At 51.3% G+C, this 15,315-nt stretch carries 16 protein-coding genes; 3 read left to right on the forward strand and 13 right to left on the reverse strand.

Annotated features, from left to right (window positions below; all coding sequences use genetic code 11):
- Nucleotides 1-59: 59 nt before the first annotated feature.
- The 9 genes from PLD04_12995 to PLD04_13035 all read right to left on the reverse strand — a co-directional run bounded on the left by PLD04_12995 (nucleotide 60) and on the right by PLD04_13035 (nucleotide 8,038).
- Nucleotides 60-584, reverse strand: coding sequence for a DUF1648 domain-containing protein (locus PLD04_12995; protein ID HXK69245.1), 525 nt, complete (start codon nucleotides 582-584; stop codon nucleotides 60-62).
- A gap of 87 nt (nucleotides 585-671) precedes the next feature.
- On the reverse strand, nucleotides 672-917 hold the full coding sequence (locus PLD04_13000; GenBank protein HXK69246.1) for a thioredoxin family protein: 246 nt from the start codon (nucleotides 915-917) through the stop codon (nucleotides 672-674).
- A 26-nt stretch (nucleotides 918-943) separates the two neighbouring features.
- A complete protein-coding gene (locus tag PLD04_13005) occupies nucleotides 944-2,113 on the reverse strand; it encodes a permease (protein ID HXK69247.1) in 1,170 nt (389 codons plus the stop codon).
- On the reverse strand, nucleotides 2,110-2,796 hold the full coding sequence (locus tag PLD04_13010) for an aromatic aminobenezylarsenical efflux permease ArsG family transporter (protein ID HXK69248.1): 687 nt from the start codon (nucleotides 2,794-2,796) through the stop codon (nucleotides 2,110-2,112). The genes PLD04_13005 and PLD04_13010 overlap by 4 nt, the downstream gene beginning before the upstream one ends.
- Entirely contained in the window at nucleotides 2,796-3,236 is a 441-nt protein-coding gene (locus tag PLD04_13015; protein HXK69249.1) for a nitrophenyl compound nitroreductase subunit ArsF family protein, read from the reverse strand. Before PLD04_13015 ends, PLD04_13010 begins: the two co-directional genes overlap by 1 nt.
- Before the next feature lie 59 nt (nucleotides 3,237-3,295).
- On the reverse strand, nucleotides 3,296-3,622 hold the full coding sequence (locus tag PLD04_13020; GenBank protein ID HXK69250.1) for a metalloregulator ArsR/SmtB family transcription factor: 327 nt from the start codon (nucleotides 3,620-3,622) through the stop codon (nucleotides 3,296-3,298).
- 208 nt (nucleotides 3,623-3,830) lie between these two features.
- Nucleotides 3,831-5,966 carry a TonB-dependent receptor gene (locus PLD04_13025; GenBank protein ID HXK69251.1) on the reverse strand — a complete coding sequence of 712 codons (2,136 nt, stop codon included), beginning with the start codon at nucleotides 5,964-5,966 and terminating at the stop codon, nucleotides 3,831-3,833.
- Nucleotides 5,967-6,101: 135 nt separating this feature from the next.
- The gene (locus PLD04_13030; protein ID HXK69252.1) at nucleotides 6,102-6,758 is read right to left on the reverse strand and encodes a hypothetical protein; all 657 of its coding nucleotides are present in this window, start codon (nucleotides 6,756-6,758) and stop codon (nucleotides 6,102-6,104) included.
- Nucleotides 6,759-6,919: 161 nt separating this feature from the next.
- Nucleotides 6,920-8,038, reverse strand: a complete 1,119-nt coding sequence (locus PLD04_13035) for a hypothetical protein (GenBank protein ID HXK69253.1) — start codon at nucleotides 8,036-8,038, stop codon at nucleotides 6,920-6,922.
- A 223-nt stretch (nucleotides 8,039-8,261) separates the two neighbouring features.
- On the opposite strand from PLD04_13035, the gene PLD04_13040 reads away from it, so the two are divergent.
- From PLD04_13040 to PLD04_13050, 3 genes are all read left to right on the forward strand, one after another.
- Nucleotides 8,262-10,529, forward strand: a complete 2,268-nt coding sequence (locus tag PLD04_13040) for a M28 family peptidase (protein HXK69254.1) — start codon at nucleotides 8,262-8,264, stop codon at nucleotides 10,527-10,529.
- A gap of 77 nt (nucleotides 10,530-10,606) precedes the next feature.
- A complete protein-coding gene (locus PLD04_13045; GenBank protein HXK69255.1) occupies nucleotides 10,607-10,840 on the forward strand; it encodes a CopG family transcriptional regulator in 234 nt (77 codons plus the stop codon).
- The gene (locus PLD04_13050; protein ID HXK69256.1) at nucleotides 10,827-11,087 is read left to right on the forward strand and encodes a type II toxin-antitoxin system RelE/ParE family toxin; all 261 of its coding nucleotides are present in this window, start codon (nucleotides 10,827-10,829) and stop codon (nucleotides 11,085-11,087) included. Before PLD04_13045 ends, PLD04_13050 begins: the two co-directional genes overlap by 14 nt.
- A gap of 64 nt (nucleotides 11,088-11,151) precedes the next feature.
- Here PLD04_13050 and PLD04_13055 read toward each other — a convergent pair whose 3' ends face one another.
- The 4 genes from PLD04_13055 to PLD04_13070 all read right to left on the reverse strand — a co-directional run bounded on the left by PLD04_13055 (nucleotide 11,152) and on the right by PLD04_13070 (nucleotide 15,270).
- Entirely contained in the window at nucleotides 11,152-11,853 is a 702-nt protein-coding gene (locus PLD04_13055) for a cytochrome c3 family protein (protein HXK69257.1), read from the reverse strand.
- Between the two features lie 62 nt (nucleotides 11,854-11,915).
- Nucleotides 11,916-12,212 carry a mercury methylation ferredoxin HgcB gene (gene hgcB, locus PLD04_13060; protein HXK69258.1) on the reverse strand — a complete coding sequence of 99 codons (297 nt, stop codon included), beginning with the start codon at nucleotides 12,210-12,212 and terminating at the stop codon, nucleotides 11,916-11,918.
- Nucleotides 12,209-13,339: a mercury methylation corrinoid protein HgcA gene (gene hgcA, locus PLD04_13065; GenBank protein HXK69259.1), complete on the reverse strand. Its 1,131-nt coding sequence runs from the start codon at nucleotides 13,337-13,339 to the stop codon at nucleotides 12,209-12,211. Before hgcA ends, hgcB begins: the two co-directional genes overlap by 4 nt.
- Nucleotides 13,340-13,443: 104 nt before the next feature.
- On the reverse strand, nucleotides 13,444-15,270 hold the full coding sequence (locus tag PLD04_13070; GenBank protein ID HXK69260.1) for a protein kinase: 1,827 nt from the start codon (nucleotides 15,268-15,270) through the stop codon (nucleotides 13,444-13,446).
- Nucleotides 15,271-15,315 lie beyond the last annotated feature (45 nt).

Below are 15,315 nucleotides of genomic sequence, written 5' to 3' on the forward strand. Positions count from 1 at the left end.
CAACTGAGTTTATTCGACTAATATTTGGACACTACTGGGACAGTCCCTATTTTTTTTGGTCAGATCTTTCTCATGAAGGCGCGGATGAAAAGGACGACCCAGAAAGTCATGTAGGTCATGAAGAGACCCAACAGCAGCCACGTTCCGGATCCCAATTTATGATCAGGAGTAAGGTTGGCCTGAAAGGTCATCTGAAAAATCGCAATAAAAAGCCCCATGACGCCCACCCCCAGCCATGCCATGTACTCTTCCATCATGTTAAATGCCCGATCCTTCCTCTCCGGAGTGAACCAGTAATCCTTATTGGGAAGATTAATGAGGGAAACAGGCATCTTTTTCAGAAGTTTGGGTAACAGTAAAAATATCAGCATCATGAAGGCGTTCATGGACCAGAAGAGAATAAAGAAGGAAGGGCGGGATGACCATCCGTTGGGATTTCCCGCCGCATCGAAGTGAGTTGCCATGCGCTCCGGCATCTTATCGTAATAGTAGATGGAAAGGATTCCCAGAATGATCAGTTCCAGGATCAGAATTCCTCTGGCATAGGCAGGCTTATCTTCCCGAACGACTGGTTGTGAATCCATCCTCTCATGGTATACGCTTTACAGGAGCGTTGTAAAGAGAGAAATCTGATAACGGTCTTGAATCCCTATCCTTACACAGCATCCTGGCTATTGTCTACCGGCCTCCCGCAGGATATCTTTTAAGTCATCCGGGGATGGAAGCCTTCCGGCGGACAGAATCTTCCCGTTTACGGCCAGGCCGGGAGTGGCCCATAAGCCGAGCTCGACCATCCGGTTTATGTCCTCCACCTTTACGACGTCCGCATCGATCCCGTTTTCCTCGACAATCCGCTTCGTCAACTCATACAGTTTGTTGCACTTCATGCATCCTGAACCCAGAATCTCAATTTTCATCCTTCACCTCTTAGTGATTTTCACAATCAGAAGATACTTCCATACACGATACCGGCCATGGTCGACATCACAACAACGATCAATAGATATACAACTGTCTTCTTTGTTCCCATGATGCTTCGAATTACAAGCATGTTCGGCAGGGAAAGAGCCGGCCCGGCAAGTAACAGGGCCAGAGCCGGTCCCTTACCCATTCCTGCTCCCATAAGACCCTGCAGAATCGGCACTTCTGTTAGCGTGGCAAAGTACATGAATGCACCAGCGACGGACGCAAAGAGGTTGGCACCCAGACCGTTTCCGCCCACAAGCTTCTGTACCCATTCCATGGGAAGGATCCCGGCATTGGACTCGGGTCTTCCCAGGAGAAATCCCGCAGCCAGAACACCCAGGAAGAGAAGGGGAAGAATCAGCTTCATAAAGGTCCAGGTCTCACCGATCCACTCTTTTCGCTCTTCTCCTGAGTACCATCGAAAGGAAGAATATAGAACCAGCACCAGGGACAGACCGGCCAACCACCAGTGGACAGAGTGGACATAATTAAAAAACCCTACAGATTCCGAAGGTTTTCCCCAGGCAGCAAAGATCAGGACCATAACCATAGCGACGAAAAAGAGAAGAGATTGCCAACCCGGCCGCCGGGGAGCGGGAGCTTCCATCCGGACAAAACCTCCCTCTCCGCCGCCAGGTTTCTCCCGGCGGAACAATACTTCCATGGTCAGTCCAATCAGGATGGAAAAGAGAACGGCTCCTACAGCACGAGCCAGCCCCAGTTCGGGGCCCAGCACTCGGGCGGTTAAAACGATCGCAAGGATATTGATCGCAGGACCTGAATAGAGAAAAGCGGATGCCGGACCAATTCCCGCGCCTCTTTTATAGATGCCAGCAAAGAGAGGAAGAACGGTGCATGAACAGACCGCAAGAATGGTTCCTGACACAGATGCAACCGAATAGCTGATCCACCGGTTTGCCTGCGGACCCAGGTAATGCATGACCGATTCTTTCGACAAGAAAGATGCAATGGCACCGGCGATAAAAAAGGCCGGGATCAGGCAGGTCAGGATATGTTCTCTTGCGTACTCCTGAACCATCCAGAACGCTTCCATCAGTGCATTCTGAAACCCTGCATGGTCGAGGGGCATCCAATATGCTGCCAGGAATATTCCCAGGATCAAAAGAAGCTTATGCCATTCTTTCACAAAAGGCTCTTCCCAAACTGAAAGATCTGGTAAAGACCGACAAGAATAAAGATGGCGGCAATAAGGGGGCGAATGCGCTTCTCAAAATTTTGAAGACCTCGAATGATACGCGAAGCCATTTCCAGGCCAAGCGCAAGAAGAATTCCAATAACAAGAACCGGCAGGGCGGTCCCGACACCATAAACCGCCGCCAGAAGATCGCCCAGGGAGGCCGAAAGGGCGATGGGTATGAGTCCTCCGAAGAAAAGGGATGCGGAAAACGGGCAAAAAGCCAGGGCGAACCCAAATCCGATGATAAAAGAGGAAACCAACGGAATCTTCCCGGCCAGTTTCATGATCCCTTCTTTTGTATCCGTCTCTGCCATGGGCAATTTGATCCAGCCCATCAGGAGGATCCCAACCAGGATCAGGATCGGACCCAGAATCCAATCGGATATGGATATCAATGGATTGGCGACGGCCGCTATTTCAAGACTCAGATGCCGGATGGCAATGGCCAGCAGAGTGTAGGCCATGGCCCTGCCAAGGGTATACATCACCGTATCCAGCAGGACGAGTGTGATCCGTTCGAATCTTCGACTCACAAAGGCGACGGCGGCAATATTCGTTGCAAGGGGACAGGGGCTGATCGATGTCATCAACCCGAGCGACAAAGCTGCAACGAAGGGAAGCTGTTGGTCCATCAGGACTTGAGTTGGCGGGAGATGGACTCTACAACATAGGCCTGGTAGGCCTCCTTCCCCTCCTGGATTTTGGGCCACATTTTATCGAGGTTGATCCGTTCGGAGGATTCCCCTCGAGTAACGAATAGATAGAGAGAAGGTCCGAAGGCGCCAAAGGTCTTCGCCAGTGCCCGTTCTTCTTCTGTTCCATCCACTGCGACGCTTTTCACCGCAACGGATCCGTTTTTCATCTCCACCGGAAAGGCCTTTTCAACAGCTTCAAAGGACATGGCTTCCGCGTTTCGGCAGGAACTGCATCTCTTTTCACGGTGAAAGTAATACACCGTAACCGAAAGCTGGGAATTGATTCCCTCTTTTTGAGAATCATCGGTATCTCCGCAAAAAGCAAATCCAGATACCAGCAGGATAAAGAAAATAGCGGATGAGGCTGTTCGTTTCATCTTTCCCTCCAGGATTAATAAATTATCACCTCGTCATGAGATGAAGCACTGACCAACATTTATTTCGTGAGCGATGAATGTACGATCCGCACCTGATCACGAGCCTGCTTTTTAATTACCTGTCCAAACTCATCCATCAAATCAATGATTTCAGGGTAGAGCAGGTGAGGAATGGTTTTCGTCCCTTCCTTCTCCAATTCAACCAGACCTGCCTGAACCAGGACGTTCATATGACGGCTGATATTGACCGGGTGCTCGTTGAGGAGACCGGCTAACTCACACTGGCAGTTCTTTCCCTTTGATACGATTTCCAGGATGCGAATTCGAATCGGATGAGAAAGCGCTTTCATGAGTTCGGGAAGACGGTCTAAGAGCCATGGATTCATGAAAACCTCACATTTCAAAATTCATTACTTCGTTACGTTATAACGTAAGTAAGATATTGTCAAGCCCCCACACTTCAGCATCTTGCCCGTGAGATAAAAACCCGGGCTGGGTTTCCAGCCCGGGCCATGATCAGAACAGCGTTTTATTCCGGCATTTCTCTTATCTGGGCAAAGGTTATGCCCTAAAATTTATTTTATCCACTATTGCTTACAGGTGCAGGACGACTCCGGCAAACACTTCTCTTCCAGGTCCCGGTTGATATGAGTTTCCATCAGGGTCGGGTTCAGTAAAGGCGATGTAGTCTTTGTCCAGCAGGTTCCTTCCGGAAACCATCAGTTCCATAGGCACCGGTCCCAGGTTTACAAGGTAGGAAATTCTTGCATTCACGAGAGAGTATCCGGATATCCATGTGCTGTTTGTGCCATCGATATAGGCCCGGCTCAGACTTTGCACCCCGAGACCGAATGACAGATGAGGTAACGGGCGGACTTCCATATCCAGGTAGGCCATGTGCCTGGGACAGTTGGGCAGGCGTGTATCCCGATAAACTTCATCCCCGATTTCTACCTTATCATAGGTAAAATCGGAGTATGTATAGGCCAGGCGTGCGGTGAATGCATCTACGGGGAACCATGCAAAGAGGGTTTCCAGACCGTACCTTCGACTGAAGCCGGCATTCCGGTAAAAGGTTTCCAGGGGACGGTCGGAGATCCGATATCGTCCAAAATCATTATCGGTCAGGAGTCGAAAGACCGCGATATCATAAGAAAATTCAGATCCTAACGTTCCCCGCGTTCCAACTTCCACACTTCGGGAAGTTGCCGGTTCCAGTGACTCGTTAAATCCTCCAAGATTTTCTGGGTTATTGGCAATCTCTTCCGTTGCGGGAGGTAAAAAGCCTTCTCCCCAGCTGGCATAAAGCCCGAAGGTGGGCGTCACCGACCATGCCAGACCTGCCCTTGCGGTTGTCTCAGAGTAGTCGATTTCTTTGGAAAGGTCAGCCTCCTCCGTTGCCAGATTGTCATTTAGTCTGTTGTTGATCTTATCGTGACGCACGCCTGCGACCAGGGTCCAGCCCTTCCCGAGATCCAGGGTATCAGAGAAGAAGATACCATCGTTCTCCTGGTGAATGGTTTCATCCGAGAGAATCTCCGTGCCCTCTTCCGCTCTCCCGAGGTTGGGACGGCGATAATCATCAATATCCTGCTGATCATAATCGTACCCGATACTGACCCGGTTTCCGAAAGATCCGAAATCAAAAGCCAGGTTGTACTGGAGGTACCCTCCCATTCCTTCATACGCTCGATGTTGGACGGATGAAGGTACCGATTCTTTCCAGCGGGTATTTCTCAAATACGCGGCAAAGGAAAGGTTCTGGCCTTCAACAAGATCGATCTGACCTACAAATCCACCTGTTCCTCTACGGGTTCGCTGAAACTCATTGAAGAGAAGAGCGTCGGGATTGGGCTGTTCAGGGTCTTTGTTCACCTGGTTGATGTTGAGACCTTCCGCATTCTCATTGAAAAAAGACGTTCCTGAGACGATCGCGGTGAGGTGCAGGCGTTTGGTGTCGGCAAAACGGATTTTTCCGTAAAGATTTGTCGCATGAAATGCAGTATGGACCCTGAACCCGTCACCCTGGGTTCGGGAAGCCGAAAAACGATAATTGACTCCGCCCTCAGTCCCGCCGACAACCGCAAGCGTTTTCATAAATCCATTGGAACCCATGGTGTACTGTGTGTCTCCGCTGATGGGGTCCGGTCCCCCGTCGGCCGTTTCAATATTCAGGATTCCCCCTGAGCCACCGCCGCCGTAAAGGGCGGAAGCGGGGCCGCGCAGAACTTCGATTTTATCTACCGTGGCCCAATCCACGTCGAAGAGATCGGGCGCGAATCCCGTCGGGTCATTCAATGGAATCCCATCAAGCAGGACTTTGATTCCTCGAACCCCACGCTCGGTAAGGATTCCCTGCCCTCGAATCGACAGGTGGACACGCTCTCCATTGGCCTGGTTGTCGACTTTTACTCCGGGGACAAGGGCAAGGGCTTCCTCTGCTCCCACGGTTCGGGGCATCGTATCCAGGACCGCTCGATTCACGACGGTTGTCGCGGATGGGTTTTCGTCCAGAGGAATGTCGATTCTGGGCGCACTGACAATGATTTCACCCCCGCTGAAAGTTATATCCTCATCCGTGCTCTGTTCGGTGGTTGTCGTCTGATCTTTGCTGCCTTCTGGATTCTGCGCGGTATCCGCCAAAATCAACGGACCTGTAAGGAAGAGAAGCAGAACCATCAGGGATATCCACGTTAAACCGGCTTTCCGGTTTATGGAAACATTTTGCATAGTGTATCTCCTTCACACAACGTACGGGATCAGAATTCATTTATTAGAGGCCCATATACCACTTCGTTCAGGAATGGACCCCTGCTATCTGATCAATTCAATGTTTCAGTGTAAATTCGGGCGTGAAGGGTTTTACTATTCCCGACTGGGAATGGTCACAGGAGAGCAGGATAAAGCCCAGAGACTTCCCGGTCTCCGGGTCGTTGAAGACTCAGGAATCTCTTCCCCGCCCATCAGGAGTGAATGATTTGCAAGAAAAGTCGAATCATTCTCAGGAGCCAGACATTCAGGGATGGGAATGCCCGGATGACCGGGACGGTAGTTTCCCCTTGAAAAGGTGAAGGCATTTCGGGACAGGGAACACCCCTTCCCCATCCAGACCTCCCCCTCCCGTATTTCCAGAGAAGGATAGACGAAAGAGCCTGAAGGTACGATCTGAAACGGCAGGCTATCCCCACCCCAGAGTTCAGGACCGCCACTGGAATAGCGAATTGCAATTCGAGCGGAGTCCGCAGGAATGTTGGGCACCACCCAGCGGACTTCCGAAACGGAGGGATCAATCTGCTCCGTAAGGCGGACCTTGCCAAATTTCAAATCATCGAAATAGAGCAAAACTTCAAACTCTTCCAAATCGGCAGGCCGGGTATTCCAGCAAACGGTAACTTCCGTACCTGGCAGGAAGCGGGCTTCTGAAAAGGGAAAGAGGTCGATATCAGCAGTGCTGTCATAGGAAAGAACAGAGAGAGTACTCAGGAGGAGAAACAAGGCCGAGAGAACCAAGTTCTTTCTCATTGCACGGCCTCTCCGAAACGTGACTGGCCCTCCGAAATGCTCACAAAATAATTCTACCACGGAGAGATTAATATTATTTTCGGTTCATCTCTGGTTCGTCATCCTCTTCCCATCTTTTCCTTCATGAAGCCGGTTCCAGACGTACAACGGATTAAATCATTCTATTTAAGAGCCTCCATCAATCGCTGAGACAGCAATTCACCGCAGGCATTGGGAGAGGATGGATCCAGCTTTTGAAAATCTTCATGGTGATTATTTGCAAGAGTGACAAAGACCCAGTTCCCTTCTCGATCGCAGAGAATTCCGTACATGCCTCTGAATTCCGGCTTATCGGGCGGGAAATAGATGCAGTGGGCAAAGAGTCCGTATTCGGTTTTCGGGGTATGCTCCTTCATATGCGCTTGAAACGCCTTTGCCAGGTGCCACAGGACCTCCGGCATTCCCGAAGTTTGTTTGGGCTCGATCTTGATTTCCTCACTCGATGATTCGGCTTTGAAAAAACCTTCCTTATTGATTCGAGCCACCAGGTCTTCCTGCCTGGCTGTATCGAAGGCATCGATCACCTGCACGGGATATACGGTCAGGGATACCGGGGCTTTTCTGGTCTTTAATCCTGCAAGACGATCTTCCATGGCTTTCATCTCTGCATCTGCCGGGATTCCTGAGTCCTGGCGCATCTTTTGTGCCAGCTTCCCTTCCGGTGCATCATCACGCAATGGATCTTCGAGACCAAGATCAGTCCTCAGGTGTTGCGCTACAAAGATGCAGCACGCCATGGGATCCTGAAGGTTGGCCTCCTGGAATTCCTTGTCCTCTCCCGTTTTTGTAAACAACCAGACCGGGTTCCCTTCACGATCAGTGACAATACCGTAAATCTTCTGAAAACCCTTCTCCGGCGACCCCTGAAAGGCTGCATAGAGAGCGTATTCGGTGCCGATCTTCTGCTCCACTACGAACGCGGACATGGCTGACACCGTTGCATTAAAATCGGCCTCCTGCGGAGGGCGAAATTCTGTGTGGCAAAGCTCCAGATTGGTCATTCCGGCCCGTTCCATGAGAATACCCAGAACCTCCCCCACTTTTTGCATCGGATTACCATTAATGGCTGCCGGGAGAATCGACATGGATACTTCCGCAGCCCTGGCTTTCATGTGCTCGAATCGAAGCTGTAGGTCCTTTTCCCCCTCCTCCGAGCCGGCAACCCCTGCGGACGGTAGAAGGAGAAAGAGACATAGAGCCACACATCCAAAGGTCAGTAAGAGTGATGACAACCGTTTCATAGACACCTCCTTAGAAGATAAATTTCCCTGAACCCTGCATCTACGATAATCCTTTTTTCACAAAAAAGAATCGGGCACTCCAGATCTTCTTCTTATCCGGATTCCCGAAAGATCCAAGAACTGAAGGGCAGTATGTACTTCTTTGCAACCTTCCACACTTCCAGCCGTACAGGTAAATATGAGGCCCTTGATCCTTTGTGCTTTGATCCTATCTCTCAGTGCTTTGGTTAAATCCGCGGATCCCCTTCCCGCTGATGACCGGATCAAAACCCTGGAAAGCATCAATGACCAGGACCCGGTGGCGGCAAGTCCCGCAGAGGAAGATGAAGCCTGGATCCATATTTCCAGAGACGATCTGGATTGTATCTCCTGCACGCCTTCCCCTATCTCCACTGGCTCCCTCCTATCTACGATTCGGGTATTGAACCGTTTCGGAGCCTATTCCGGGTGGCGCCATTCAACATCCGCAGGAGAGGCAGAAGCCCGTGCATGGATCCTGTCGCGGCTCGATTCGTTATCGTATCTAAAATTGCAAGGAATGGTAGTTGAAGAGACTCCGTTCCATACCGGGCTGGGGATTGAATTCCATGAATCCCGTGTTTTTCTGACCGTCGGAGGCATGGAATGGGAGGTCGATTCTGATGCTCTTCCAGGAGACCGGGACATATTATCCAGAGCTCTGCGATTTGATTCGGACGGCACCCCCAATGACCGTAACCCCGACCCTGTAGAAGTGTCAGGAGGTACCGTGATCGTGGATTCCCTATCGGACCTCCAGGAATTAAGCGCCGCGATTGTAACCGGGAAAATTGTCATTGCCGATTATGCCCTTTTTGATCGAAGTATTCTGAACACGAATACTGCCTATAACCGAGCTGCCGCCCTTCTGGGACTGGGACCCGAAGCACTCATTCTTGTCACACAATTTTCCGATACTCCGGGAGCCAGCCACGGGACCTTTTCCGGGGATGTTTCGGTATTCAATTCCGTAGAGAGCGTTCCAATAATTCCCATTCTCAAAATGCGGATCGAGGATCTTTCTCCCGCCGGGATTTCAGACTGGGCTGACTTTTCCAGAATCGAGTCGGTACGTCTGATCTGGGACACAGACATCCTCTCTCCCGGGGAATCCGCCTATCTCCTGGTTCGAATTCCCGGAATCGACGGTAATAAGGCCGTCATTCTGGGAGCCCACTACGATAGCGCAAACTCCCCCGGTGCTCTGGATGACGGGAGTGGCGTCGCCTCGCTCCTTGCGGTGGCCGGCACAATGAACCAGCTCCAGATTCAGCCTCCGGTCGATGTCTACCTTGTATTCTTCGGGAGCCACGAACGTGGTCTCTATGGCTCATCTGTCTTTGCAAATGAGCATTCCGATCTTCTCGACCATACGCTGGCAATGCTCCAGATCGACTGCCTCACCCATCCCCTGGATGGCATCCAGGGCCATATCTACCTGGAAGGATGGCCCTATGTATATTTTGGAAACGATGAACTTCCCTGGTCAGATTTCCTCTCCGACCAGGCGGGCAATGCGGATATTTCGGCATGGCCTTTTGAGTATGCCGGGCTCGCTTCGGATAATTCGAGCCTGGCAGGATACAACGTACCCGGTGCCAATCTTATTTTTATGAATCCATATCAGATGGGAGAAGTCCACCGGGATGGCCATCTCCACGACCCCTATGATACGGTCTATCTGGCCGCCATGGAAAGTCAGGCTTTATCCGAAATGGCACAGGTAGCCCTCCTAGCAGCAACAGAGACGAATGGCCTCATCTCGGGTTTCCGGGTTACCCCTCTCCCGGACAAACGGGCTGTCTTTGTCGCAAGCCATACCGAGGGCCCCCACATGACCCCGGTAGGATTTACAGAATTTGGAATGGCCCTGGCATGGGCAGGATGGGATGTCGACACGATCCCATACGGAAAAGCATTAACGGAAGGCGATCTTACAGGAGCTTCCATGGTTATTGTCCCCCCCGTCCATGATTACCCGACCCCGGAATCGGGTGATCAACCGTATGACGAGATGTGGACCCAGGCTGAAGTTGATATCCTGAGCGACTGGGTAAACGACGGAGGATTCTTAATCCTGACAAACAGTGCTCACCGGTTAAAGTACTACAACATGATGCTGGAAGAGAATGAAGACGCGCTTGACCTAAACCTTCTTGCATCCTGTTTTGGTGTAGAGTTTATCAATTCGACTCTTCCCGGATCCCCGGTTCAGTTCACCGGTCACCACTCCCTGCTCACTGGAGTCAGGGATCTTGATTTTCTCTACAACAACGGAATTCCCTTCACACTCGATTCAGGTCAGCTTCTCGTCAATGCGGGAGGACCCGCTGTCGCAATTCTCTCCCATGGATCTGGAGAAGTCCTGGTCCTCTCCGACATCGGGCTCCTGGGCAACACCGGAGGATACCCGACCAATCTGCCCTTCTGGAACAATATCGCAGCCTACGCCGATCAGCGCAACACCAGATGACTTTCAAGCTTATCCGATATCAAGATGGATTTTAACTGATATTTGACGTTATAACGTTTTAACTGTAACATGACGTTATGACCCCGACAACGAAACGAGCTACGGTCTATCTTGAACAGGATCTTCATCGTGCCCTTAAACTGAAAGCAGCGCAAACGGATCGGAGTATCTCCGACCTTATTAATGAAGCAGTAAGAATGAGCATGATTGAGGACATAGAAGATTTACAGTCCCTTCGTGAACGAGTCAGCGAACCGGACGTTCCGTATGAAACGGTTTTGAAAGATTTAAGGGCTCGTGGGAAACTATAAGATCGTCTTTAAATCTTCCGCGATAAAAGAGCTTGAAGAGATTGCATTAAAAAAAGACCGTAACGCCCTTATTACCAGCATTTCTTCTCTTTCCGATAATCCCCGGCCACGTGGATGCAAAAAGATGACATCTCGATCGGCTTTCCGTATCCGCAAGGGAATTTATGGAGTCATTTATCAGGTTGATGATGAAAGACAACTGGTTAAAATCTTCAAAATTGGTAAACGAAGGGAAGTGTACCGGTAATGTCCGGAAATCATATCCCACTCAATCGTAGACCTTGACCTCTTATCCATCAAATCCTGAATGATTAGGGCAGGTGACAGGCGATACAGGTTCCAGCCAGTCCCAGAGTCATTCGGGAGACATGACCTGCCGTGGTCGTTCCATGTGCGGCATGACAGGATAAGCAGATTTTGCCGGCAGTCACGTAGTTGAAGGGTTGAAATATTCCCATGGTCGCGATAGCCTCCTTGTGGCACTGAAAACAGGTGTGAGCACGGATCGTCTTGAGCATGTCCGCATGAGTCCCATGTCCCTCATGACAATCCAGGCAGGAAAGCTGACGCTTTTTCCCTTCGAATCCGACGCTCATAAAGAGTCCGTGACGATTCAAAGGATTGATTGATTTCTGACCGAATATGTCCTTGTTGTAGTGGCATTTTCCACAAAGATGGTTCTGATCATGCTTCGGCATGGCCGATAGATCCGGAGGCGTTCCCAGATCCGGATTCTGTACATGAGCCGAAAGGCCTTCATGACATGCACCACATTCCCGAAGCTCAGGATGGGGTATCTTCGCCATTTTCTTTGGGTCGGAATGGTCCGTTTTATTCCAGGTACCATGCTGACGGGTATGGCAATCCACACAGACAGACGCCGATGGAACTTCCGACTCCACACTGACATCCTTCATGGGAACGTAATCCCACTTCCCCATGCTGGAACAGCCAGCCATCCAAACCATAGCAAATGAACAGAGAAAGCCATAGAAATAGGAATTTTTGACCATATGACTATTTTATCATGCAGAGGTTAAAGCAGGTTTTCCATTTCCGGATGAAATATTCTAGCTCAACAGCATTCCGGCCCGGAGCTGCAGTCACAGGAAGGATCGGTTTTTCGAATCCAGCCGTTGATCACAGCCGCTGCACACCCCACACCTCTACGAACTGTCAGAGCCCCCGTGGGACAATTCTGTGAGCATGCTCCACATTCCATGCAGAGATCCAGATCCTGGATGACAGCCTTTCGTTTTTCGATGGCGAGAATCCGGTGAGGACATACGATTGAACAGACGCCACATCCGGAGCAGGATGCTGGATTCAGGTGAAGCGTGGCTACGTTCCGGATATATCGAAAGTCCTTCATTTCAGGATCACCCCTGTGATCCACAACCCCAGGGCGGAAACCACTCCAAGAACCTGAAGCGGAACCGCCCGCATCATTTCGTATTTCACACCGGAGAGAGAAGTGAACGGCGTGGAGCCGGTGAAATTCATGGCGATATAGCTCGACAGGGCGGGAAAGAGTATGAGCCAGGCTGCTTCGCCCCATATACCCACTTTAAAGACAGGATAGACCTCCAGGAACCCAAAGAAGAGAACGGAAAGTCCAATCCCAATCCAGACACCTTTCAGGGAAAACGCCCGTCCTGGCAGCCAGGGAAGCAGAAGCAGGGTGAGAACACTGGATGCGAGAAAAGCAAGGATAAACCAGCTTCCATATACGGCCGCGAGGGCAAGAACCCTCGTGATCCCATCCGAGAAGGACATGAGAGAGAGAAGAACCGCTACGATAGAAAGACCTGTTCCGAGCTGTTTCAATCCCTGCACAATCTCGACAGGAACAACGGTGATACGCTCCTTCCAGTCAAAATGGACCTGCCGCATCTCTTCTGTGGCTGTGAAGTCGTGATGTAGAAAGTATGGAATATCCTCGGCCCGCAAGGGTCCATAGATTACTTTGAATCCTGTCTGTCTGGTTATTTCATAGGATCGAATGCCGGGAGCCCCTAATTGTGGGAGAATCAGTTTCCTGTGAGAGACAACGGAAGAAATCTTGACATCCGACATTCGATAGAGCAGTTCTTCCGTCCCAAATGTTCCCTTCCCCGCGGCACACCACACATTGATACCCTTTGTGTCCAGAACCAGAATCCATGCATGGATTCCTCGAAGCTTTGATCTCAGCGTATCAACGGTCAATTTGTAGTTCGCCGTCACCAGCACAGGTGAATGTGAATCCGGAGATCCGATTCCGTACAGCCCCGGTGCGATTCTGTAGGAATCCCGCCCAATTCCCCATCGCACCCTCCTTGAACCCCGATGATCTTCCCGCGAAAGAATCGTGCTGAGACGGGGAACAGGTCCTGCGGCAGAATCAATCCACCCATTCAGGTAAGGTTCCGTTCTCTCCGGGCGGGAAGTCGTATCACCGGGACCACAGGGAACCGGGGCACATGAACAGCAGCAGGAGAGGGGCTTCGATTCTTCCATTACTCTATTGTACTATGACGATCTCCATATAAATCCGACCTTCCGGAAAGCTCACAGACATCGTAATCTATTAAATCTCCGGACCATACTACCCTGAATCGTTATTACGGTATCTGCGAAATCAGGGAATCCCGGCACTCTTTCATGTCATTTTCAACGAGAGCATCAACGCCTATGGTTGTGTACTCAAGCCGTTGCCTGCAGCTTTTCCCCCTGGGAGAACCGGTAACGGTATCGTAGGCCGTAATCGTAACATCTGAGGTCCAGGCCGTATCGTAATGACCGTAATACTGGAGCTGACGATCACTGATCAATTTGACCCGGGCAATGATGGCTGTTGTACAGTGGGGAGACAAAGCTGCCAGAACACCGGACACATCTCCTCCACCCTGCTGAGAAGCATCTACCAGGCGATCCACCTCCGGCAGGCTGAACGCTTCTCCTGTCTTGAGACCACGGTTATCCAGAGCGCGCTCCAGATCCTGCACGATAGAATTCCCAAGGAGAGGATCTCCCAGCGCCACGACCATGACGACATTGGGAGGCGCAGGAGCCGCATGCCGGGATCGATCAGGAGACGGTTCTGCAGTTCCGGAAGACCTACTGGATGCGGGTGCTTCGACCTCCGTACTCGAAACGGAAGGCATCGTTCCGCTGGCATCAGCCTTGGATCGAACCGATGGTTCCATCATGGCCGGTTTTTGCTGATGGCCTGACTGTGTTGAATCCTCAGCTGTCATCTCCTGACCCGGCGCCCCTTCCCCCTCCTCCGGAATGGCAGCAGGGGTATCTGGTGATTCATCCCCTGTTGAGCCTTCCTGCTGCTCTTCCATAATGCCTTCTGACGATTCCGGGGACTCACCACTCCGGGCTGCGGAAATATCCCCGGATCCACTCTGAAACATGCCCGACTTCATGACAAAATATCCGCCTGCGGAAAGAAGGGTGATCGCGACAAAGACTATCGCGACGATGAGCAGGACGGGCACACCTTTTGATGGCATGGGTGTATCTGTTGGCGTCCTGTAAATTGGAGTGGTCTTTCCTCCGCCCGGGGCCGATGCACCTGGAGAATAGGTCGCCACGAGATTGGCCGTGGCCTGCATGTTGACGCCCCGTCCCTGGAGAAATGCTGCCAGATCAGCTGCAATCTCGTGACAGCTCTGGTAGCGCTGGTCCGGATCCTTGTCCATCATGAGCTCGACGACCCGCCGCAATTCATGGGGCAGGTCGGGAGCCAGAAGAGATAAATCCTGCGGTCTTCCGTCCACAATTTCTCTAATCAAAGCTGCCGGGCTATTGGCATTGAAGGGCACCTGCCCGGTCAGCATCTCGTAAAGGCTGACTCCGAGGGCGTATATATCGGTTCTGGCATCCACATCTTTACCAAGGCATTGCTCGGGAGAAAGATACCCGGGAGTTCCCATCAACATCCCGCTGGAAGTCAGACGGGTCTGATCCGTCGTGCACAGGGCAATTCCGAAATCGGTTATTTTGACGACTCCCTGACGGTTCACCATCAGGTTGGCAGGCTTAATATCCCGGTGAATCATCGCCATATCGTGGGCGGCTGCCAGTCCCTGAGCCGCCTGCATGATGATATGGGCAGCCTGGTCGGGATCGAGTCGGCCGTTGCTCTTGATCATGTCCTGTACCGAGACGCCGTCGACATACTCCATTGCAAAGTAATAGTGCCCGTCTTCTTCCCCAAAGGTATAAATCTGAACGATGTTGGGGTGATTCAGCGCCGCTGCCGACTGAGCTTCACGCTGGAATCTCTTCACAAACTCCATATCCTTGGCGAGATGCTCTCCCAGCAGTTTAACGGCGACGGTACGGTTCAGGGAAGGTTCATGGGCCTTGAAAACGACCCCCATACCTCCGCGACCAATCTGGGAATCGATGACGTAATGTCCAATGGTTTCGATCATGGTTTTCTCCATAAATATTATACCACCCGCAAAATCGGAGGACGG

It is taken from the genome of Thermoanaerobaculia bacterium (assembly GCA_035593605.1).
Lineage (GTDB): Bacteria > Acidobacteriota > Thermoanaerobaculia > UBA2201 > DAOSWS01 > DAOSWS01.